Source organism: Paenibacillus sp. FSL K6-4396 (assembly GCF_038002525.1).
In the GTDB taxonomy this organism is placed as follows: domain Bacteria; phylum Bacillota; class Bacilli; order Paenibacillales; family Paenibacillaceae; genus Paenibacillus; species Paenibacillus amylolyticus_B.
Window position 1 is genome coordinate 3,167,506 of the sequence record NZ_JBBOCR010000001.1, and the last position, 22,932, is coordinate 3,190,437.

Annotated in this window: 23 protein-coding genes; 16 read left to right on the forward strand and 7 right to left on the reverse strand. The window is 43.1% G+C overall.

What is annotated here, in order from left to right:
- Positions 1-18 precede the first annotated feature (18 nt).
- Positions 19-279 carry a hypothetical protein gene (locus tag MHB85_RS13785; RefSeq protein ID WP_091016616.1) on the reverse strand — a complete coding sequence of 87 codons (261 nt, stop codon included), beginning with the start codon at positions 277-279 and terminating at the stop codon, positions 19-21.
- 95 nt (positions 280-374) lie between these two features.
- The gene (locus MHB85_RS13790; RefSeq protein WP_047842809.1) at positions 375-503 is read right to left on the reverse strand and encodes a DUF4023 family protein; all 129 of its coding nucleotides are present in this window, start codon (positions 501-503) and stop codon (positions 375-377) included.
- 206 nt (positions 504-709) lie between these two features.
- Between MHB85_RS13790 and MHB85_RS13795 the strand changes: the two genes are divergently transcribed.
- The 4 genes from MHB85_RS13795 to MHB85_RS13810 all read left to right on the forward strand — a co-directional run bounded on the left by MHB85_RS13795 (position 710) and on the right by MHB85_RS13810 (position 4,173).
- Positions 710-1,462, forward strand: a complete 753-nt coding sequence (locus MHB85_RS13795) for a TrmB family transcriptional regulator (protein ID WP_091016614.1) — start codon at positions 710-712, stop codon at positions 1,460-1,462.
- Between the two features lie 127 nt (positions 1,463-1,589).
- Positions 1,590-2,753, forward strand: coding sequence for an MFS transporter (locus MHB85_RS13800; RefSeq protein ID WP_192131778.1), 1,164 nt, complete (start codon positions 1,590-1,592; stop codon positions 2,751-2,753).
- Between the two features lie 217 nt (positions 2,754-2,970).
- Complete coding sequence (locus MHB85_RS13805) at positions 2,971-3,537, forward strand: sugar O-acetyltransferase (RefSeq protein ID WP_192131777.1); 567 nt, start codon at positions 2,971-2,973, stop codon at positions 3,535-3,537.
- 39 nt (positions 3,538-3,576) lie between these two features.
- Positions 3,577-4,173 carry a sugar O-acetyltransferase gene (locus MHB85_RS13810; RefSeq protein WP_197997720.1) on the forward strand — a complete coding sequence of 199 codons (597 nt, stop codon included), beginning with the start codon at positions 3,577-3,579 and terminating at the stop codon, positions 4,171-4,173.
- Between the two features lie 185 nt (positions 4,174-4,358).
- Here the strand turns inward: MHB85_RS13810 and MHB85_RS13815 are convergent, their stop codons facing one another.
- Positions 4,359-5,792, reverse strand: coding sequence for a glycoside hydrolase family 1 protein (locus MHB85_RS13815; RefSeq protein ID WP_192131773.1), 1,434 nt, complete (start codon positions 5,790-5,792; stop codon positions 4,359-4,361).
- Between the two features lie 180 nt (positions 5,793-5,972).
- Between MHB85_RS13815 and MHB85_RS13820 the strand changes: the two genes are divergently transcribed.
- Positions 5,973-6,941 carry a LacI family DNA-binding transcriptional regulator gene (locus MHB85_RS13820; RefSeq protein WP_091016606.1) on the forward strand — a complete coding sequence of 323 codons (969 nt, stop codon included), beginning with the start codon at positions 5,973-5,975 and terminating at the stop codon, positions 6,939-6,941.
- Positions 6,942-7,145: 204 nt separating this feature from the next.
- Positions 7,146-7,439 (forward strand): DUF3817 domain-containing protein, encoded by a 294-nt coding sequence (locus MHB85_RS13825; protein WP_091017704.1) that lies wholly within the window; start codon positions 7,146-7,148, stop codon positions 7,437-7,439.
- A 79-nt stretch (positions 7,440-7,518) separates the two neighbouring features.
- Here the strand turns inward: MHB85_RS13825 and MHB85_RS13830 are convergent, their stop codons facing one another.
- Positions 7,519-7,656 carry a hypothetical protein gene (locus MHB85_RS13830; RefSeq protein ID WP_179198532.1) on the reverse strand — a complete coding sequence of 46 codons (138 nt, stop codon included), beginning with the start codon at positions 7,654-7,656 and terminating at the stop codon, positions 7,519-7,521.
- Between the two features lie 118 nt (positions 7,657-7,774).
- Between MHB85_RS13830 and MHB85_RS13835 the strand changes: the two genes are divergently transcribed.
- The 6 genes from MHB85_RS13835 to MHB85_RS13860 all read left to right on the forward strand — a co-directional run bounded on the left by MHB85_RS13835 (position 7,775) and on the right by MHB85_RS13860 (position 14,391).
- The gene (locus MHB85_RS13835) at positions 7,775-8,119 is read left to right on the forward strand and encodes a thioredoxin family protein (RefSeq protein WP_192131771.1); all 345 of its coding nucleotides are present in this window, start codon (positions 7,775-7,777) and stop codon (positions 8,117-8,119) included.
- 180 nt (positions 8,120-8,299) lie between these two features.
- Complete coding sequence (locus MHB85_RS13840; protein ID WP_192131769.1) at positions 8,300-9,322, forward strand: LacI family DNA-binding transcriptional regulator; 1,023 nt, start codon at positions 8,300-8,302, stop codon at positions 9,320-9,322.
- Positions 9,323-9,441: 119 nt separating this feature from the next.
- Positions 9,442-10,431: an ABC transporter permease gene (locus tag MHB85_RS13845; protein ID WP_200868492.1), complete on the forward strand. Its 990-nt coding sequence runs from the start codon at positions 9,442-9,444 to the stop codon at positions 10,429-10,431.
- A 15-nt stretch (positions 10,432-10,446) separates the two neighbouring features.
- Positions 10,447-11,334 carry an ABC transporter permease subunit gene (locus tag MHB85_RS13850; RefSeq protein WP_192131767.1) on the forward strand — a complete coding sequence of 296 codons (888 nt, stop codon included), beginning with the start codon at positions 10,447-10,449 and terminating at the stop codon, positions 11,332-11,334.
- A gap of 37 nt (positions 11,335-11,371) precedes the next feature.
- Positions 11,372-13,015, forward strand: a complete 1,644-nt coding sequence (locus tag MHB85_RS13855; RefSeq protein WP_192131765.1) for a sugar ABC transporter substrate-binding protein — start codon at positions 11,372-11,374, stop codon at positions 13,013-13,015.
- A 29-nt stretch (positions 13,016-13,044) separates the two neighbouring features.
- The gene (locus MHB85_RS13860) at positions 13,045-14,391 is read left to right on the forward strand and encodes a glycoside hydrolase family 30 protein (RefSeq protein ID WP_192131763.1); all 1,347 of its coding nucleotides are present in this window, start codon (positions 13,045-13,047) and stop codon (positions 14,389-14,391) included.
- Positions 14,392-14,504: 113 nt separating this feature from the next.
- Here MHB85_RS13860 and MHB85_RS13865 read toward each other — a convergent pair whose 3' ends face one another.
- A complete protein-coding gene (locus MHB85_RS13865) occupies positions 14,505-14,912 on the reverse strand; it encodes a hypothetical protein (protein ID WP_244660886.1) in 408 nt (135 codons plus the stop codon).
- A gap of 208 nt (positions 14,913-15,120) precedes the next feature.
- Between MHB85_RS13865 and MHB85_RS13870 the strand changes: the two genes are divergently transcribed.
- Positions 15,121-16,209: a hypothetical protein gene (locus MHB85_RS13870; RefSeq protein WP_341073081.1), complete on the forward strand. Its 1,089-nt coding sequence runs from the start codon at positions 15,121-15,123 to the stop codon at positions 16,207-16,209.
- Between the two features lie 57 nt (positions 16,210-16,266).
- Positions 16,267-17,340, forward strand: coding sequence for a glycoside hydrolase family 99-like domain-containing protein (locus MHB85_RS13875; protein WP_192131759.1), 1,074 nt, complete (start codon positions 16,267-16,269; stop codon positions 17,338-17,340).
- A gap of 43 nt (positions 17,341-17,383) precedes the next feature.
- Here the strand turns inward: MHB85_RS13875 and MHB85_RS13880 are convergent, their stop codons facing one another.
- Positions 17,384-18,229: an AraC family transcriptional regulator gene (locus MHB85_RS13880; protein ID WP_192131757.1), complete on the reverse strand. Its 846-nt coding sequence runs from the start codon at positions 18,227-18,229 to the stop codon at positions 17,384-17,386.
- Positions 18,230-18,351: 122 nt separating this feature from the next.
- Between MHB85_RS13880 and MHB85_RS13885 the strand changes: the two genes are divergently transcribed.
- Both MHB85_RS13885 and MHB85_RS13890 read left to right on the forward strand, forming a co-directional pair.
- On the forward strand, positions 18,352-19,809 hold the full coding sequence (locus tag MHB85_RS13885; RefSeq protein ID WP_091016592.1) for an alpha-L-fucosidase: 1,458 nt from the start codon (positions 18,352-18,354) through the stop codon (positions 19,807-19,809).
- A gap of 281 nt (positions 19,810-20,090) precedes the next feature.
- Positions 20,091-21,521 (forward strand): exosporium glycoprotein BclB-related protein, encoded by a 1,431-nt coding sequence (locus MHB85_RS13890; RefSeq protein WP_192131755.1) that lies wholly within the window; start codon positions 20,091-20,093, stop codon positions 21,519-21,521.
- A gap of 129 nt (positions 21,522-21,650) precedes the next feature.
- On the opposite strand, the gene MHB85_RS13895 is transcribed toward MHB85_RS13890, so the two are convergent.
- On the reverse strand, positions 21,651-22,085 hold the full coding sequence (locus MHB85_RS13895; RefSeq protein ID WP_192131753.1) for a hypothetical protein: 435 nt from the start codon (positions 22,083-22,085) through the stop codon (positions 21,651-21,653).
- Between the last annotated feature and the right edge of the window lie 847 nt (positions 22,086-22,932).

A 22,932-nucleotide genomic window follows, 5' to 3' on the forward strand; every position in this document is an offset into this window, starting at 1 on the left:
CCATTTTTTTGCTTTTAATTATTTGCGTTTCAATAACAGAACTCCACTGATGGTTGACGTTTTTTGGCGGTATACCACTTTGAATCCAATATCGTTGTCCAGCAAACAGTTTAATGCATTAATCAATAATGCGCCGGGAACTAATGTGAATGTACACGGAGACGTGTTGCCAATCACTCGTACACTTTGGATTCTGCGCGCAGAACCGGGAATGAGCGGATTTCTGGACCAATAGATTAATACCAGATCCGGTTGTGGAACAGCATTGACACGAGCCATACTAATCATCTCTTTTCTATTAAAGGTTCTTAATAGTAGATGAAAAGTAGAGGAAAGGGTGTTAGACGGAAGTCATGCTGTTCAATAAATAGACTCTACTTATTCGTAGAATGCTGTTTGGATGGCAACTTGTCCCCTGGTGTTCCCTTGCCGTTGTTTTTATTGTGACGCGCTTTTTCGGCATTTTCGTTAACTTTTTTCACAAAATCTTGAGTGCTTTCCATTATAAATTACAACTCCTTCCATAAGCAAAATGTGTATTCCCGATTGTTAATATAACCACTGGAAAGTGATTTTATTTTGGTGACATCGTTAAATTTAATTGTGATTCCACATTCCTAGGTCAATTGGGACATACTGGACATGGGAAGTATAGCCGACTAAACTAGATAGACCAGACATACTAAGAAGGGATGCGCAGATTTAAACCATGTTGCAGAAATTCGGGTTTACACAATATGAAAGTCAGGTATACGAGGCTATATTTGCACAGGATGAACCTCTTGATGCTACATCGATCGTAAATTACTCCAACGTTCCCAAAGCCAAAATCTATGAAGTGCTTAATCGCCTGATCGACAAGGGAACGGTGCTGACAACGATGGATGGGAAGAAAAAACTATATATGGCTGTGGATCTTCAATCCATTATTCATAAGATCAAGGCTGATTTTGAGAAAGATATTGAGGAATTGAAAAGTTACAAAATCAAACGTACATTTACGGATGAGCATATTTGGACGTTAAAAGATGAGTCGTCCATCGCATCGAATATCGAACAGCTTATCGAGGAAGCAGATTCATCCATTCTTTTTCTGGCCTGGAATGAGCGAATGGAGAAATATCGTACACTGCTGGAGCAGAAGGAAAAGCAGGGCGTGTACGTTGAAGTGCTTGCCGTTGGGGGAATGGAGACATCCTTAAACCGGATATACTCGTTGATTCCATTGCTTGATGCGCCGGAACCTTCACAACTGCTTATTGTGGATCATGCATATCTGCTGTTTGCGGGTGTGGAGCACGATTCATGGCGAGCGATCAAGACGATGTCCAAACCGATTGTCAAAGCGATGACTGATTATTTCTACCATGATGTTGCGCTTACTCAAATTACCAAAAAATACGGTGACCAACTGTTACAGGATGCTGAAATCGAGAAACTGCTCACCAGATTGATCTATTAAAACTATTCTCTTGGAGAATAGTTTTTTTGTTATATCTTTGTTTGAAAATATTCATGAAAATAACTATTGAAACTTTCAATCTTATGGGTTACTATCGTAGTTGTAACTTTTTGAGGAGGATTCAAAAATGAATAAGAAAGTATATGTGCTTGCTATCGCAGCATTTGTGGTCGGAACCGTTGAACTGATCTTGGGCGGAATTCTGGACCTGATTGCTACGGATCTTCGTCTTTCCCTGGCTAAAGCCGGGTATTTAATTTCTATTTTCTCACTTGTCTATGCGTTGTCTGCGCCGATTTTATTAAATATGACGGCCAGATTCGAGCGTAAAAAAGTATATATGTGTACGCTGTTTGTATTTCTAATCAGTAATCTGATCTCTGCATTCAGTACCAGCTTTTATATGCTGATGGCGGGCAGAGCGCTCGGAGCCGCCACGGGCTCACTTATTTTTGTACTCTCCCTGACCCTTGCAGCTCGCATTGTGGAACCACAATATAAAGGACGCGCCGTGGGGATCATTACCATGGGAGGTAGTGCATCACTTATCCTGGGTGTACCTCTTGGAATCTTTGTAGGTAACTTGGCAGGCTGGCGTGAGGTGTTTATGTTGATCGCTGTTCTGACCGCAGTGGTTATGGTGGCCATCTGGATTGCGATGGATCGTGTGCAGCCGATTCCTGCGGTATCCTTGAAGAAACAGCTTACGGCTCTGTGGAATCCTAAAATGTTGGCAATCCATGCGACAACTTTACTTGTGCTTGCGGGTCATTTGACTTTATATGCGTATTTTACACCGTTTCTGCAAGAAACGCTGGGAGCCAGCGCCACGATGGTTACCTTTATCTATATGATGTTTGGGATCGCTGCTGTTGCAGGTGGAGGCATAGGTGGCATGTTATCCGATCGTCTGCATCCTGCTAAAGCCATTGTCATTGTGCTGATTCCTTTTATCATAAGTATGGCTGTCATTCCGTTCAGTGTGGGATTACCTTTGATCGCCTTCTTGTTATTGTTAAGCATCTGGAGTGCACTGAGCTGGACCGTTACGCCTGTACAAAATAGTCTGATTATCAAAACGTCACCGGAAACAGCCGAAACGCTAATCAGCACCAACTCAGGTATTGCACATGCAGGTATTGCACTGGGTACTTATATCGGTGGCATGGTGATTGATCACTCATCGATTCTGAACACCGGATGGGTTGGTTCTGTTCTGGTTCTGCTTGGTTTGCTGTCTGCCATCTATGCCATTAGCGTGAAGGAAAAAACCGTTCAGGCGGTTGCTTAGAATAAAGAAATTAGACAACAGCTTGAACCTCTGCATTCCCATAGTCTAATGGGTGTAGAGGTTTTTTTGCTGTTTCACTAGAGTACGCGTCAGTAGATTAAACCATTTTCATATCAAGCAAAACTTGCTTTATTCATACTAATCTATATAATTAAAATAGTTTTTAAAAGTATTATTTAATGTGAATTACATGATGTGTATTGAGGGAGCGGTGATCATGACTACGAAGACGGAAAAACAAAAAATGCTGGATGGCGAGCTGTACATGGCTTCGGATCTTCAATTGTCTGAGGACAGAGAGTATGCAAGGAAAATGACTCGGACGTTTAATCAAACGACGGAAACGGACGGTGAGCTTCGCACCAAGTTATTGAAGGAACTGTTTGGATCTACAGGTGAACACCTAGGCATGGAACCTAATATTCATGTGGATTATGGATATAACATTCATGTAGGCAATCATTTTTATACCAACTTTAATTGTACAATATTAGATGTGTGTGAAGTTCGTATTGGAGACCATTGCTTAATGGGACCAGATGTACATATCTATACAGCTACTCATCCACTCCATCCGCATGAACGCAATACGGGTGCAGAATACGGCAAGCCAGTCACGATTGGCAATAATGTATGGATTGGTGGTAGAGCCGTTATTAATCCGGGGGTTACCATTGGAGACAACGTGGTCATTGCTTCCGGGTCTGTGGTTACAAAGGATGTTCCCGATAATATGATCGTTGGCGGCAATCCTGCCAGAATCATTAGAGAGATAGAGCTTTAACATATGTATAGATAGAAGATGGGAAGTGCTTACGAAATGATGACTGAAAAAGAAAAATCCCAATTAGGGCTCTTGTATAACGCCAATTATGATCAAGAGTTAATTGAAGAGCGTTTACATTCCAAAGGGCTTTGTTACGATTATAACAAGCTCCATCCAGGGAAGATCAATGAAAGAGAAGCGTTAATCAAGAAACTGCTCGGGAAAACGACGGATCGTTTCCTGATTGAACAGCCCTTTGTATGTGATTACGGCTATAATATTGAAATTGGTGAGAACTTCTATAGCAATCATAATATTGTCATGCTGGATGGAGGAAAAATCAGTTTTGGGGATAACGTTTTTGTTGCTCCGAATTGTGGATTCTATACTGCAGGCCACCCTTATGATGTGGAGCAGCGCAATGAAGGTCTGGAGATCGTTGGACCCATCACGGTGGGCAATAATGTATGGATCGGTGGCGGTGTGACAGTTCTTGCCGGTGTGACGATTGGAGATAATACGATCATCGGCGCAGGGAGCGTAGTGACCAAGAGTATACCGTCTGGTGTGATTGCTGCGGGTAATCCTTGCAGGGTCCTTCGCAAGATAACGGAAGAAGACAAAACAAAGTACAGCAGGGATGTAGTAAGGTGAAGAACATAAAGTGAGGATTAGCATTTTAGCCCATGACAAAGCCCGATGTTTATCATCGGGTGTTTTTAATAAAATCCCCCACACAGAACACTTGCCAAGGTATCGAATAATCGACACTTTTTCATGTGATTTGCTGGGGGATAGAAGGATATATCTGTTACATTTTCTTAAACTTTTGCTTGAACTTAACGTTTCAAACTTTTTCCGTTACTGCTGATCACTTCTTTGTACCAATGGAAGGATTTTTTGCGGTAACGTTCGAGTGTTCCTGAACCATCGTCATGACGATCAACATAAATGTAGCCATAACGTTTTTTCAACTGGGCAGTAGACGCACTGACTACATCAATACAACCCCATGAAGTATAACCCATGATCTCCACACCATCTTCAATGGCTTCCCCAACCTGAACCAAATGATCGTTCAAATACTTGATCCGGTAGTCATCCTCAACCGTTTTCTCGCCATCCGCACCGGTGATCAATTCATCCACTGCTCCAAGGCCATTTTCCACAATGAACAGCGGCTTCTGGTAACGGTCATAGAACATATTGAGTACATAACGCAATCCTTGCGGATCAATCTGCCAACCCCACTCACTTGCATCCAGATATGGATTAGGGTAACCACCAAGCAAGTTCCCTTCACCGGCAATCTGTTTCGCTGGATCAGCAGTCTGACACAGGCTCATATAGTAGCTGAAGGAGATAAAGTCTACCGTATGAAGCAGCATATCTTCGTCGCCATCTTCCATATGAATCTGAATTCCGTTCTCACGGAAGTAACGTTTCATGTATCCTGGGTAGCGGCCTCTAACATGCACATCACCAAAGAAATAATTGCTATGTTCGAATTCCATTACCTGGATCATGTCGTCTGGATGTGGCGTCAGCGGATACGTTGGCATGCTGAGCATCATACAACCAATCTGAGCACCGGGAATAATCTCATGACAGAGTTTAACGGCAGAAGCACTGGCTACAAATTCATGGTGAATAGCTTGATACAGATCCTGCTTGCTCAGTTTCTCTTTGGGTGTGTATATACCTCCGCTCATGAATGGTTCTTCAAGAATGGAATTGATTTCATTGAAAGTCAGCCAGTATTTCACCTTGTTTTTATACCGGTTAAAGACAGTAGTTACGTAGCGCTCATAGAATCCAATCATCTTGCGGTTCACCCAGCCGTCGTATTCTTTGGATAGATGAAGAGGGGTCTCGTAATGGGACAATGTAACCAATGGCTCAATTCCATATTTATGGCATTCGTCAAAGAGGTTGTCGTAGAATTGCAAGCCTTCTTCATTCGGTTCGAGCTCATCACCTTTCGGGAAGATTCGGGACCATGCAATGGACGTACGGAAAACTTTGAAGCCCATCTCGGCAAACAGTTTCACATCTTCCTTGTAACGGTTGTACAAATCGATACCAATCAGTTTCATATTATCTTCAGTCGGCTCTTCCGTGATGGGACCCTTGATGCCTTGGGGAGCTACATCCTGAGTAGAAAGACCTTTGCCGCCTTGATTGTATGCACCTTCAGCCTGGTTGGCTGCAATTGCGCCACCCCACAGGAAATTTTCCGGGAATTGATAGATATGATTTTGAGAGTTATTCATGTGTATCGCTCCATTCATCAAATTTATATTTAAGATGATTCATGTATGACATAAAAAAAGCTTAAACGTTGTAACGGGTTACACGTCAAGTTTTACTTTTGACCCAGATATGAGGCATACTATTATTCAAAATAGTACTGGATGAACTTATGTAGTTCGTTAGCAAGAAAGGAGTCTCCGATGTCAAAGTTCGATGAAATTATGAAACGATCTGGTTACTCAAGAGCGACAGTGTCGCGAGTAATCAATCATTCCCCACATGTTAGTGACGAAGCAAGACATATCATAACGAATATTATGAAGGAGTTAAATTATATTCCGAACCGGAATGCAGTATCATTATCTACAGGCAAGACCAAACAAATTGGCATCATAACGTCAACCATTGACGATCTCAGTCTCACCTTCATGAATCAGTTTATGGAAACAGCGATGGATTTCGGGTTTCAGACGATCGTGTATACTTCCCGTGGAAATAAGGAAATTGAGTTACAAGGATTTGAAGACCTGCGTAGCAAGCGGGTGGATGGACTCCTAATTGTTACCTGTGTTAACGATCCTCGGAAATTAAAAGCGTATATGGAATACGGCCCGATTGTTTCCTGGCAGCGAATGGGGAACGACGAGATTCCGTCTGTTGCGATGGATCAGGCAAAAGGGTATAAGTTAGCTCTGGAGCATCTGGTATCAAGAGGATACACTCGAATTGCAAATGCATTTGGCAGGGCTGAGAGTCTGAATACCCAGAGCCGCCGTAAAGCCTATGAAACTTTCATGAAGAGTAGAGGGTTACCTGTATGGAATGAAGCATATCAGTATTCCGTATTTAGCTCCTCTGATGGTGAAGAAGCGATGCGAAGAATGGCAGAGGAGCGAGAGCTTCCACAGGCCGTATTATGTTCGAATGATTATGCAGCCATCGGCATTCTGAGTGAAGCACGCAGACGGAATATTCAGGTACCGGAACAACTTGCCATTGTGGGTTTTGATGATATCGAGCTTTCCCGTGTTCTTGGAATCACGACCATACACAATCCGATTGCGGAGCAAGCCACCCAAGCTTTCCATCAATTGTGGGTCGTATTGGGTAAAACAGAGTTGAAGACCGAACAGCTAACATACCAGCTGATTGAGCGTGAGACGACTTGAATCCGTAAGACCTGTTGTGGGAATCGGGTTTTATGGATTCAATAATTATTCAAATTTGAAGCATCTTCGAATTAACCTCATACGTTATACTGAGGATAAGCTTCAGAACGACATATCTGTACGGAGATGTGATTGAAGTTCTCGTAGCATGTTACAAGTTACATATTTCACAAACGATCAGCGGGAAAGGTGAGAATGGACTTTATGAAGACAGTGACAGGCCGATTTAGAATTGCGGGCATATGGGAGGGGGTATCCTTACTTCTGTTGATTTTTATTGCTATGCCTCTGAAATACTTTGCAGATATTTCTTCTGCTGTAGCCATAATGGGCATGATTCATGGTATTTTGTTTCCTTTGTACCTTATTGCGCTAGTGCATTTGGCTGTGGTCAAAAAGTGGAAGATCACGCGCTGGTTAATGGGTGGTCTCGCCGGTCTATTGCCGTTTGGAACTTTTGTATTTGAATCTTATCTTCGGAAGAGAGATTGGAAATAAAAATCAATATGACTAAATGAAAGCAGGCGACTAATTCAGATGTTATCCGAATTGTCGCCTGCTGGTTTCTGTACAAGTGCTACTTTACTGTACCCTGTTGACGATCGGATAACAGGCTTACTCCAATATCGCCAGAAGCATCCGATACAGGTGCATACGCCGAGAAGGAAGTAACAACAACCAGGGCAGTGAACAGAAATAAGAATGATTTTTTCATACCATAACCTCTTTCATATGGGGATATATCCCATTTGATTTTAACGCACATAGACTATACTTGAAAAGTAAAAGTTTAAATGAGCAAGCTATTGATTAACTGAAAGGGTTGAGCTTCTATGAAAGATATTCATGAGTTAACATCCATAGAAATGGTTGAAGAAAATATTCAACAACATGAATTGGTTTTTTTGTATGTATCTCGGCCAGAGTGCAGCGTGTGCCACGCTTTACTTCCTAAGATCAGGACGTTGCTTGAACCTTATCCATCGATATACCTGGGTCACATTAATGCTAATGAAGTGGAAGAGGTTGCGTCCAAGTTTCTTATTTTTACCGTTCCAACAATGATCATGCTTGTGGAGCAGAAGGAATATATTCGAGCGGATCGTTTTGTTCGCTTGGAACGTCTGGAAGAGCAGCTGCAACAGATTCACTCCATGTATGTTCAGGATGAGGAATAGAAAGATAAAACTACAGGAACGGCGGCTCATACATGAGCCGTTTTTTTGCGCCCGCAATGGCGTATAGCTATAAATAAAGTGCATGATGCCTGAGCTCGCAAATTAAAGTGTTGCCATGAAAACGGTTTTATGATAATTTAAACATTATAAAAACGTTTTTATAGTAAAGGAACAAAACTTATGGCAAAGATAACGATTAAAGATGTAGCAAGGGAAGCAGGCGTATCCATCTCTACAGTCTCCAACGCTTTAAATGGTGTGGATGTCTTGAACCCGGAGACAAAATCACATGTTCTTAAGGTGGCAGAGCGTTTAAATTATGTGCCCAATCTGAATGGCAAGCTGTTGAAGTCCGGTCAAACCAAAATGCTCGGTTTTTTCACTACAAGTGTATCGGGTCCGTATTTCTATAAGCTGGTTGAGTCAATGTCTCGTGAATGTGATCGTCTTGGGTACGGGCTGAATGTATTTGTGACCAAGGATAAACACGTTATTATGAGTAATATTCTGGGTCGGCGGGTGGATGGTGTCATTATCTACGAAGAGCTTCGGATCGATGAGCAAGATATTATCGCCATGGAGAAAGACAAGATCAAGGCGGTTTTTCTGGATCGGGTCTATCAGAGTGATACGATGGGAAGTGTCATTTTTGACTCGTATGTGGCGGCTTATGAAGCTACCAAGTATTTAATTGGGCTGGGGCACAAGAAAATTGCTTATATTTCTGGCGTGGACACAATGTTTGACAGTGTGCAGCGTAGAGATGGCTATTTGGCTGCCTTGCGTGAATACCTGCTTCCAATTGATGAAGATTACATTATACAAGGGTACTTTGAGGAGGAGAGCACGTATAGTGCGATAAAATCTTTTCTTCATTTACACCCCGGCAAGCGGCCTGATGCATTTCTTGCAGGGAATGACTTGAGTGCTATTGGTTGTATGCATGCGTTGAAATCTGAGGGTTTTGAAGTGCCTCAAGATGTTAGTGTCGTGGGTTTCGACGATATTGATATCGCACAGTATTTTTCTCCACCGCTCACAACGGTAAGAAATCAAATTGCAAGACAGGGTATCCTGGCAATCAATCAACTGGTGGGTATGATCAAGGAGAAAGAACAAGGGGCTGCACAGAAATTGGCGGGTGAACTGGTGGTGAGAGGTTCAAGTCATGTGAAGATCGACCGGAAAGACTATCGTACATAAGTTGATTCAGCTTCTTCTCCGGTCTTTTTTTACATAAATATAAACAAAGGGGGTTTTTATGTCGAAAAATAAAAACGTTTTTATAAACATGCATGCAAGGTGGAGGGGAGTAAAAAAACGTGGATAAATTAGCCGTAGAGACATCAACCGGTAAAAATGCGATCAGTCCCAATGGAAAGAAACCCATCGGACAACGGATTAAAGAATTCATAGTAGATTATCGGAGACAGTGGGAGATTCAATCGATGATTATCCCTGGCATTATTTTTATGATTATTTTCTGTTATATCCCGATTTACGGTTTGACGATTGCCTTCAAAAATTACACGGTCATTGATACGCTGGCCACCGCTCCTTGGGTAGGGCTGGATAATTTCAGAATCATTTTGTCAGATAAATACTTCTGGGATGCAGTCGTGAATACGCTAGGGATCAGTTTTTTGAAATTAGGTATCGGGTTCGTCATTCCGATCATTCTCGCGATCATGATCTACGAGTTAAACAGCGGACGATTCAAGAAGTTTGTGCAAACGGTTTCATATTTACCTCACTTTTTGTCCTGGATTGTACTTGGGGGAATGCTGATTACCTGGTTTTCGACAACGGGGTTATTTAATCAGTTGTTACTTAGCCTGGGAGTGATCTCGCAACCGCAGAACATCTTACTGGATGCAGGCAAGTATTGGTGGATTGCTACGTTATCGGATATTTGGAAAGAAGCAGGTTGGGGAACGATTCTGTATCTGGCGATCATGGCAAAGATTGATCCTACGTATTATGAAGCTGCCAAAATCGATGGGGCAAGCCGTCTCAGACAGATCTGGAATATCACATTGCCTAACATGAAATCAATTATCAGCTTAAATCTGATTCTAACTGTAAGCGGTTTATTGGGATCGAATCTGGATCAAACGCTGGTTCTCATGAACTCCCAGAACCGTGACAAAGCGGAAGTCATTAATTCGTACGTGTACCGTATGGGGATGTCTCAGGGTGACTTTTCATATGCAACGGCCGTTGGCTTGGGTGTCTCAATCATCTCTGTCATTCTACTCGTCACGGCAAACAAAATCACAAGCAAATTAAACGATAATCAATCTGTGTTGTAGAAGGAGGCATCCCGCGTGAATGGAAAGGTGGCAAAAGAAGATCTCGATAGTCGGATCTTTGATACGTTAAATATGATTTTGCTAATCATCTGTACGATCGTTATTCTGGTTCCGCTCTGGAATGTCATCATCTCTTCCTTTAGTTCAGGCAAGGCACTGGCGGAAGGTGGATTCATCTTCTGGTCACCGGAATTCTCGCTGGAGAATTACAGAGCTGTATTCAATGATCAGGGCATCTGGCAGGCCTTCTTCATATCGGTGTCCAAAACAACGATTGGCGTTGTTACACATGTGTTCTTCTGTGCCATGGTTGGTTACGGTCTGAGCAAAAAGTACATAAGAGGCCGTAAATTATACGTTGCCATGGGTGTTATTACAATGTTCTTCTCGGGCGGCATGATCCCGACATACCTGTTAATCAAATCACTTGGATTGTTAAACAGCTTCTGGGTGTACATTATTCCGGCGTTGTTCAGCTTCTATGATGTCGTGATTCTGATGAATTTCTTCCGGAATGTTCCGGATTCGCTGGAAGAATCGGCCGAGATTGACGGTGCAGGGGATTGGCATATTTTCCTGAAAATATTCATTCCACTCTCCATGCCTGCCATGGCTACAATTGCGCTATTTAATGGGGTGGGGCAATGGAACGACTTCATGACAACCAAGTTATACATTACCGATCAGTCACTGTATCCACTTCAGATGATGTTGTACGAGATTATCGTTCAGTCACAGACACAATCCATGCAAAATGTCGGAGGTTCAGCTGTCATTGAAACAACGACCAAAGGCGTGCAGTTGGCCACCATTGTCATTACAACACTCCCTATCGTGCTGATCTATCCCATCGTTCAGAGATACTTTATCTCGGGAATGATGCTCGGAGCAGTCAAGGAATAGGAGCAACAACTATCCCATTTTGAGGAGGAACAAAAACATGTTGAAGTTGAACAAGGCATCAGGAAAAAAAGGGGTTAAATTGCTCGCAACACTACTCACAACCGTACTTATGATTACAGGTTGCAGTGGTGGATCGGGGGGCTCCAGTGAAGGAAACTGGGTTTCCATTGAAGATCGTTATACGGTTGACCCGGAAAAGCCAGCTTGGCAGTTGGATAAAAAGGAAGAAGCTACCGACCTGACGTGGTACGTCAATGCTGACTGGTGGAACACTGATTTTGGCAAGGACATTGTTACCAAGAAAATCAAAGAGGATCTGAACATCAATATTAAATTCATCACTGGTGATGATACCAAGTTAAACACCTTTTTCGCAGGTGGAGATATGCCTGACTTGCTGACCGTATTTGACTCCAATTCTCCTGTGGTGCAAAAGGCTGCAACCTGGGCTATGCCGCTGAATGATCTGGCGGAGAAATACGATCCTTACTTCAATAAAGTTGCGGCTGCCGATACATTGAACTGGTTCCAATTGGCGGATGGTAAAACCTATGGTTACCCGAACTATTCCAATACGCAAGAGGATTATGATAGCGGTAAAATTCCTGCCAAGACGGCATTTATCATTCGTAAAGATGTGTACGAAGCTTTGGGTAGTCCTGTCATTGGAACGCCAGAAGAATTCCAGAGTGTGATGAAACGAATTAAGCAAGAGTTCCCTGCGCTAATTCCGTTTGGATTCAACTCCATTGGTGAAGGAACAGGTTCACTCGGGGATACGTTGCAAGATTTCATCGGTGTTCCGTTGGAGACCGAATCAGGAGAATTCTATGATCGCAATCTGGATGAAGATTACCTCACGTGGTTGAAAACATTGAACACCGTGTATAGAGACGGCAATATCAGTGATGACAGTTTTGCTGATGATGGAACGGCTTTTGAGGAAAAAGTAAAGTCTGGTAAATACGCGACCATGCTGCTTGACGGTACACCTCAACAAGGAGGAAACCTGCAAATTTACATGAGTGCCAACCCGGGCAAAGAATATATTGCAATTGATGGTCCGCAGAGCACCAAAGGCAATGCCCCGACATTGAATCAATCCGGGATAACCGGGTGGATGATCAATTACATCTCCAAGGATTGTAAAGATCCGGCCAAGGCCATTCAGATATTCACATACTTATTAAGTGAAGAAGGACAGACACTTATGAATTACGGGATCGAAGGGGAGACCTTCCAAACCAAAGCCGACGGTAGTGTAGAATTACTGCCAGCAGTGAAAGACATGCAACTGAATAACGCAGATCAATTCAAAAAGGATTATCGGATGGGTGAGTTTATGTTCTTCGGCCATGATCGTCACAAAGCACTCAGTGCAGATGCTTTTCCGGAAGCGATTAAACAGATGCAGGAGTGGGGCAAAGGCAAGCTGAAACCACACTTCATTCTGGAGAATATTAGCCCAGATCAAGGTACACCTGAAGCTCGTGCGTTGTCAGCTATCAATACGAAATGGAATACGACATTGGTCAGCATGGTGCGGTCCAAGGATGCTGCCTCTTATGACAATGCATTGGCTTCTTACAAGTCATTTTTAGGTGAGAACCGTTGGGAAGAGATTGTGAAGGTACGCAGTGAAAAGATGAAATTGAACAAAGACAAACTAGGCATTCAATAATAGAAAAATGAAATATGAAGGAGAATCTTATGACTACATTCAAAATGTACAAATCAACAGGAGAAAATGAATGTTTTGTACCCATATCCTTGGATCAATTGCAACCTCCAGCACCTGATCTGGAGACCGCGACTATTCTTCTGGATGATCAGCTAACGTATCAGGAGATGGATGGATTTGGTGCTTCTTTTACCGACTCTTCTGCCTATCTGATCAATCAAATCTTGAATGAGGAGCAACGGGAAGAGGTCATGTCCCGCTTGTTCCATCCGCAGAAAGGTATTGGACTCTCGGTCATTCGTAACCCGATGGGCGCTTCGGACTATGCGAGAACGGTATACAGTTACAACGATATGCCAGAACAGCAGACAGATCCAGAATTAACCCAGTTCAGTATTATGCATGATGAAGAGGACGTTATTCCGTTAACGCAAAAGGCGTTGGCATTGAATCCTGAATTGAAACTGTTTGCTTCACCATGGAGTGCACCCGGCTGGATGAAAACGAGTGGATCGATGATTACCGGACAATTGAAAACGGAATGGTATCCTGTTTATGCCGAATATTTCGTGAAATACATTCAAGGGTATAGAGAGCATGGATTACCGATCCATGCCATCACACCACAGAATGAGGCGCTTTATGAACCAGGGCATTATCCCGGTATGTTGATGCCAGCGGAAGCACAAGCGGATTTTATCAAAAACCATCTCAAACCAGCCTTTGTTCGTAACGATATTCAAACCAAAATTCTCTGTTACGATCACAACTGGGACCAACCGGACTATCCCCTGACCGTACTTGAACAAGCGGGAGAGGAAGTGGATGGTGTAGCTTGGCATTGGTACGGGGGCGATGCTTCTGCTCAAACGAAGGTTTATGAAGCCTTTGCAGGCAAAGAAGTACATTTCACCGAAGGCTCGGGTGGAGAGTGGATTCCGCCATTTGAGCAAGCCTTCTCGAATGTGATGCGAACAGGGATCCACATTCTTCGTAATTACAGCAAATCCTTTGTACTTTGGAATATGGCACTTGATGAGAACAACGGGCCAACCGTGCCGGGATTTGGCCGCAGTACGTGCCGTGGCATCGTGCAAGTGAATCAGCAAACCAAGGAGCTTACGTATACACTCGATTATTATGCCTTGGCACATTTCAGTGCTGTGATCCGCCCGAAGGCTGTTCGGATCGAATCAACATCCAGTGATGATGGAATTTGTTCTGTGGCTTTCAAAAATGTAGACGGTTCCGTCGCACTAGTCCTCTTCAATGATGGAGATGGGACGGGTAACGTACAGGTTAAGCTGCGGGACGATACATTGATGAAGTTTCAGCTGGAAAGCAAGAGCGCCTTGTCCGTATTAATCAAAGGTTGATAAATGAATGAAGTTATAAATAGGTTTCATCAGAAACGAAAGCAAAAGAAGCGACGTCCGGAGAATACACGGACATCGCTTCTTTTGCTGACATTACCTGTGGATGGATCACCTTATAAAGGTTGAATGGCAAGATTGGGCGTTCCACTACTCTCATCAACGAACAGAATATATTGATTGCCAGCGGTCCCCGTTAAGACCAGACCGGGTTGACCTGCAACACCAGGATTGTAATACCTGAGCTGCTGTACAATCGGCAGAGCTACTGGAAGCACTGGTTGATTAAGTGCCATTAATTGTGTAGTAGCCTTGACGCTGTCTCCAGCTTCAATAACACCGCCTACACCCAGATTATTAACGATAGAGGAGCTGGCATTGATTTGGAGGCTGCCTGCTACGGTCTGGCTACCATTGACTTGTAGATCAACGCCAATGGTTTCATTACCATTGACTTGCAGATCCTGATTAATGGTCTGATTACCGGTGACAAGGATACTATCAAATGTTGGCAATGAGATCATCTCCTATATAGTATTCTTATATTCTATGAGGACAAGATTTGAACCGACCCGGGTGACTACACATTATATGTACGAGATAAAGCCCGTTTTACATGATGAGCCAGTGAAGCCATTAATAGAAGAAACCATGCCACTATTTCGTGCATATTGTAGCCAGAGAATGTTTTCGTACGGAACGGGAGGGTTTGCTATCCGGAAGAAGTCCAAAATGCAGGTTAGGTCCATAAAGAAGAATCGTTCAGTTCACGATGCAAACCAGTTATTTCTGAGACAGATGCATGCAGTACTGAACAGAAAACTCAAATCCATGCGCAAACATATGGCAGTACAGCAGTTGGATCTCAAGCAACAATGGTTGAAAATGATGCAGGAGGAACATGCATCTAATCGAGTAAAGTCCAAAGTGATCTATAAGGAGTTAAATGTGCTTCTGATTACACCGTGTAATGACCGGGAAATGTCATCACATTGTGTACTGATTGAACAAAGCCTTAAACATCTCGTGAGGCATGTAAATGAGATTAAATATATAGAATCCGTTTCAGCCAGTCTGTCTGCTATGGAGGTTGACCTGATTCTGATTGTTGGAAGTGATGAACAATTGCCGAATGAGAATATCACAGCTTTAAAAGAATCAACCACCAAAAAAGCAATTTGGTTGTCTCCGAATCAAAATGGAAGTCAGAGCGATGCCATATTGCCATGGTTTGATCACGTGTTTGTGCAGCATTCATGGTCAATGAGCGACCAGCAGCATCTGGCAGGCTCTGCTCTTAATGAACTATTAATGCCCCCTGATCCCCATATTTTCTGTCCGCAAGCTGTTCCCCCGGAGTATGAATCGGATGTTTATATCATCGGGGATGCAGAACCGGATGGCAGCATCACAACTTTTGCCAAATCGGGTCTTCTGGATAACAAAAACGTTCGGGTGGACGGGAAGGGGTGGACTCAGCTTGGGGATTTCTATCCCGTTCAAAGACATGAAGCTCGTCAGATGTTGTATAACGGAAGCAAACTGGTCATTCATAGTGGAGAATCAATCAAACATTTGATGGAAATTGCCACATGCGGGACGTTTCAGCTCATAGGGCCATCGCTGAATCAGAGTAACATGGTAGACCTTGGTATCTTTCAGCAATACACTTCCGGTGAAGAACTCATTCAGAAGTTTGAATATTACTGGCAGAATATTGATGCAAGAAGACTGGCCGCTAGCCATGCTCTGGCATACATGAAATACAATCAATCCCATCTGCAAAAAACACTTCGACTGTTGGATATCATTTTTATATAACCATCAAGAATCACAGGGTGTATGCTGCATCATGTTGCTCCATTGGAGGCGTTCTGAGTGAAGGTAATTGCGCTGCATCTACCCCAGTTTCACCGGATTGAGGAGAATGACCGTTGGTGGGGGGAAGGTTTTACTGAATGGACTAATGTAAAAAAAGCCACTCCCCTATATTCGGGTCATCATCAGCCGAACCAGCCATTTCAGGGAAAATATTATGATCTTTCCGATCCGGATGTGCGAAAGTGGCAAGCAGAAACAGCCAACCAGCATGGCATTTATGGATTTTGTTATTATCACTACTGGTTCAAAGGCAAGCGATTGCTGGAAAAACCGGTGAATGAAATACTGAGCAGTGGAGAGCCCGATTTTCCATTTTGTTTGTCTTGGGCCAATGAAACATGGACAAGAAAATGGGATGGCCAGGAATCGGACATTCTCATGGCCCAGAACTATGGGGATCAAGATGATTGGGAAGAGCATTTTAATTATCTGGTAAACGTATTTAAGGATAAACGATATATTCGAGTCGAAGATAAGCCGCTATTTCTGATCTATCGGCCAGCCAGCATTCCTCGATGTGAGGAAATGATACAGTTTTGGCGTGAATTGGCTCTGGAGCATGGCCTGAAAGGGATCCATTTTGTGCAGACCATTGGCGGGTTCCCTACATTTAATCATCAGATCTTTGATGCAAGTATGGAATTTGAACCACATTACACGTTTGCACATGGACATATGAATGGAATCTGGATCGAAATGAACATCGAGGGTCGGCAGCATATTGCTGTGAATTACGACAAGGTATGGTCCTCCATTCTCGAACGAACACCACATCGTAACGGAGAAATGATCTATCCAGGTGCTTTTGTCAATTGGGATAATACACCGCGAAGAGGCGTTGACGGCCAGAGTACGCTAGGGTCAACCCCAGAGAAGTTTGGGATATATCTGGCGAGGCAGATGGAGAGAGCGAGGACAGTGTACAATAGTGAATATCTCTTTGTTAACGCCTGGAATGAATGGGCGGAAGGGGCATATCTTGAGCCGGATCAAAAATATGGTTACACTTATTTGAGAGAACTCAAAAAAGTAATCCAGCAAGAGTTGTTGAACAGAAACAAGCACAATTAAGAGGGAGTTCCGAATGAGGGAACTCTCTCTTAATTGTGCTTGTTCATAAACCATGTTTCGTAGTCAGTACTGTTGTTTGTCTACGGTACTCCGTAGGTGTGAGCCCTGTATGCTTTTTGAACTGTCTGGAGAAATAGTACAAATCACTGAAACCGAGATGCTCGGCGATGGCAGTGATTGTGTTCGGGGTGCAGGTCAGTAATTCCTTGGCTTTATCGATTTTTTTGCCAGTAATGTAGAGGATCGGAGGAAGGCCAATCTGCTGCTTGAAGAATCGAATGAAATAATTCGGATGCATGTAGGCAATCTGGGCCAGATCCTGAACTGAAATATTCTCTTCAATGTTGGAATCAATGTAAGCCAGAATGGTAGATAGCTTCTCCATAACCGGCACGTTAATAAAAGAGATCTGATCCAGATCGAGATTCATTATATAGTGGGACAGTAACTCAGTCAGTTTGCTCTTGGCCATCATATGGGCATAGACTGAGTCGGATTTTGCATATGCAAGGATACTGCTGAAAATCCCCTGAATCAACTCAGGTTGATCCAACGTGCAGCTATTCGGGAATTTCAGAATTTGGAACAAATTGATTCCCCCAACCTTTGCACTAAAGTGACACCAATATTTGAGAAAAGGACGGTCATTAATGGCAGAGTAGGATTGTTTGATTCCTTCCGGCATTAAAATAAGCTGATTAGGCGCAGGGTAAAACTCTTCGTTCCCAATCTTGAGCCAGCCTTCACCTTCACATATGAAATAAAACTTGCTGTAATCAGGTGTATAATCCAGATCTCTCCAATCGATGTCGCAACGATTATAGTTGACCATGAATAATTCAACTTGCAGATTGGACAGGTAGTTTGTAAGCAACGTTTGGTGGTTCATGTTATTCATCTCCATACAAGGTTAGTATTGTCCATCTAAAAGTTAGTGTTCTGCATGTTTAACCTTTGGCCGTAACACTACAATACAAGTGCAGACGATAACGGAGGGAATGAGAACAGTTCATGGACAAAAAGGAATATTTGCAACAGATCGAAGCAACAATTGCGAACGGTAAATTTAAGGACAACTGGAGTTCGCTCAGCGCTTTCCAAGTTCCAGAATGGTACCCAAAAGCGAAATTCGGTATATTCATCCACTGGGGGCTGTATTCCGTCCCGGCTTATGATAGCGAATGGTATTCGCGAAATATGTATATTCAAGGCTCCAAGGCTTATGAACATCACCTTGCGGTGTATGGACCTCATAAGGACTTTGGCTATAAAGACTTCATCCCGATGTTTCGTGCAGAGAAGTTTGATGCCGATGAATGGGCAACTTTATTTAAACAGGCCGGAGCCAAATATGTTATGCCTGTAGCTGAGCACCATGATGGTTTTCAGATGTACAAGAGCTCTATCTCTCACTATAACACATATGAAATGGGCCCCAAACGAGATATTCTGGGCGAGATGAAGGTTGCATATGAGAAGCAGGGATTAACCTTATGTGTATCGTCCCACCGTGCGGAGCATTGGTTCTTCATGTCTCACGGGAAGGAATTCGAGTCAGATATTCAAGAGCCCCTGAAACGTGGTGATTTCTATTGGCCTGCCATGCCAGAACCGGATCATCATGATCTGTATGGTTCGCCTCCGACCGAGGAGTATCTGGAAGACTGGTTGATTCGCTGCTGTGAACTGGTAGATCAATATCAGCCTAAGGTATTCTATTTCGATTGGTGGATTCAAACGGTTGCATTCAAACCCTATTTGAAGAAATTTGCGGCCTATTATTATAACAAAGGCGAAGAATGGGGCGAGCCTGTTGCGATCAATTATAAACATGAGGCCTATATGTTTGGCAGTGCCGTTCCGGATGTGGAGCGGGGACAATTCGCTGAGCTTAAGCCCTATTTTTGGCAAACCGATACGGCTGTCGCTAAAAACTCATGGTGTTATACGGAAAATAATAACTATAAAACGGCCGAGGAGATTATTCGGGATCTCGTCGATATTGTAAGCAAAAACGGAAATCTTCTGCTGAACATTGGCCCCAAAGCAGACGGCAGTATACCGGATGAAGATCGCGACATTTTGCTGAGCATCGGCAAGTGGCTTGAAGTGAATGGAGAAGCGATCTATGACACGACATTCTGGCGTACGTTTGGAGAGGGTCCAACCGAGGTGAAGGAAGGGCAATTTACGGATGGGGATACCAAGGCGTTTACGAGTGAAGATATACGGTTTACGATAAAAGAAAGCAGTCTGTATGCCACGGTTCTTGCCTACCCGGATAACGGAGTGATTCACATTAAATCGCTGAAGGAAGGTTCTCACCATTTTCAAGGGGTCATTCAAGATATTCAAGTACTTGGCTATGAAGAACAGCCGCAATGGGAGAGAACAGCGGACGCACTGACGATCACAACGACAACTGTGAAGAGTAATGCACCGATTGTTTTCAAAATTGAATTGGATTAATCTCAAAGATCATTTTCAATACTGTTTTTATAAAAAGGGCGCATCCAGGAGTATTGTTCTCATTGGATAGCGCTCTTTTGGTTGGGCTATACATAGGGCTGACTTCCGTGCAAAATCCTCTCCATGATAATGGAGGTTCCTCCAAGCTGAAAACTGTAATTCGGAAATTTACTTATATAATAATCACGAAATTCTTGCTTGTTAAATATACTGATATCATCAAACCAGTGATGTTCGCCTATGGAATGATTGAGACTCACTAAGGAGGATCTGCAAAAAAGATGAAACCAAAGAAACGCATCAGTTGGAGCGGATTTAAGAAAAAAAAAGCTGAGGACTGTGACCATCCCCAAGAGCAGCACAAAGAACATCACCACGAGCATCATCATAACCACCACAATCATCACCACAATAACCACCATCATAAGTGTTTTGACAAAGAAGCCGAATTGCTTCTCAAATTAATTGGTGAGTTGAAGGGAGCAATTGTACAGGTTTTTGCCAATCCCACGCCTCATAATGTTTCACTTCTGATTGAGGTACTGCGTAAATTACTGGCTCTGGTTCATCATTCGGATTTGAAAAAGGGAACCAAGGCAGATCTCGAAGCGGTCTTGGAGCTTACCATTGTATCTGCAGAGGCCGTTCCATTTTCTCCGATCAGTGTAGGAACCAATTTGCAGCAATTGCTGGATGTGCTCCTATCTGTCATTTTACAGGGGAATATCGATTCGGCTGAGAAAGATCAACTGGTCATTTTGATCCGGGCGACCGAATTGGCTATCACAACAGGGCTTAGAAACATAGGGAGTCAAGGTCCGGCAGGACCTGCAGGACCAGCGGGTCCTCAGGGCGTACCTGGTCCACAAGGCCCGGCAGGCGTTGCTGGTTCTCAGGGTGGTGTAGGTCCAGCTGGTACACCGGGAGCTGCTGGTGCCCAGGGACCAGCAGGTGCGACAGGTGTTACTGGAGCAACGGGTGCGGCAGGCCCAGCAGGTGGCGCAACAGGAGCGACAGGTGATCCTGGCGTAGCAGGCGCCACCGGAGTAACCGGGGCTACCGGGGCAACGGGTGACCCAGGTTTGGCGGGAGCGACGGGTGTGACAGGAAATACAGGTGCAGCCGGAATTGCAGGAGTAACCGGGGCTACCGGAGCAACTGGCAGCACTGGTGTTACTGGGGCTACGGGTTCGGGAGCTATTATACCGTTTGCTTCTGGCGGACCTGCCATATTGACAACCATTGCTGGTGGACTGGTTGGAACGACAAGCCTTATCGGTTTCGGCAGCTCGGCAACAGGAGTCAGTATTCTTGGTGGCACGATTGATTTAACGGGAACGATTGTCGGACCACTTATAAACTTTGCGTTCTCTGTTCCACGGGATGGCGTTATAACTTCGATTGCTGCCTATTTCAGTACCACAGCAGCCTTGGCCTTGGTTGGTTCAACGGTGACCATCACTGCGCAATTATTCAGTTCACCTACTCCTGATAATGCATTTACTGCAGTTCCGGGGGCGGTCGTTACACTGGCACCTCCACTCACCGGTATTATTGCATTGGGTAGTATTTCCAACGGCATAACAACCGGATTGGCTATACCTGTGACTGCACAGACACGTCTTCTGCTTGTATTCTCCGCAACGGCAACTGGACTTAGTCTTGTGAATACCGTTGTTGGCTATGCAAGTGGCGGCGTGAACATTACATGATGAGATATAAATTTTGATCTGGGGTCGACTCAATCGTTTCTTTAAAAATCATAAAGAAACCCCATGACTCATATGAGCCATGGGGTTAGAACTTTTATAAATAGCTGTGATATCTATTACTATCAAGCATTAGTAGTAAATGTCATAGCTTCCACCATAACTATTTGGTGAGTAAGCTACGATTTTATGATAACCATACAAGTTACCAAGTGTGATGCTTTTCGTTCCAAAATCAGACACAATTACTCTTCCACTGCTCTTCAGGTTTCCACTCATATCTTCAACATTAAACACATATTCTCCTGTTATAAGAGGAGTAAACATAAAGGTGACATTTCCACTCAAGTATATATCGGTACTATATCCACCATTGAAATATTCTCTTAAGGGATTTTGGGCAAAAATATTAATTTCTTGTGCTTGGGACTGTTGTTGTGTCTGAACTTCCTGGGAGGAAGGGTTAGTTAGCGTAAGAGCTTCATCAGCGAATACCGCTGGAACAGATGCTAAAAGCATCGCCATGGAAGAAAGAGCTGCAATTGCTGTTTTTTGATATTTTTTCACAATCAAACATCTCCTTATGGTATATAAAATTTAAATTAGATTAGAGTTCGTACTGTTCACAAAAAGACAAAAGATCAATAGAGCAGTAGCTTTCCTCACAGTCATTTCCTAGGATGAGAGTAAGGTTGATCTGGCGCCAAATGTATGTTACAAGATAATCGTACATTTAATTCCAAATATATACAATACCATTCTCAGGATTTTCTATACTATTTTTGTTAAATATATACTTTATTCATATATAGTTCACAAATTAACATTTATAAGCTCAGACGATTACGGAGAGGTTATACACGATTCGAACACGCCATAAACGAAAATTGACACAGCAGGATGAGCCTCTGCTTTGCCACATTGTTTGAATAGTAATCTTGAACATCAAGTCGTAGTTTCATAGAACTACTACATTTGTTCATTAAGCGAAATGAAATACATAAATGCGAAATGAGAGTATGAATACGTAAGCGACATGAGACACATAAAAGCATTAAATAGACTTATTTTCTATATTTTTCAATAAAGTGCTTGTATATATCGAATAATGATTTTATACTATACCAATAAAATCCAATTAAATCCCTAATCGACTATTATATGTAATTAAAATTTTAACTACTCACTCGAATCGCGATCGAAAGTCATATCCACCACTCCTTAGCAAGCGTTCTGCTAACGCTCCAGATTACCCTTCCACATGAATGCTTATAGACATTCACTCTCATTACATTATTCAAACACCCAAACTATTCACTCACATGGTTTAATCCGACTCAATCAATCTCCTAAACTTCCAAGTAAAAAACATAGACTAATCTGTTATCTCTTCTGACTCATATTGATCCCTAAC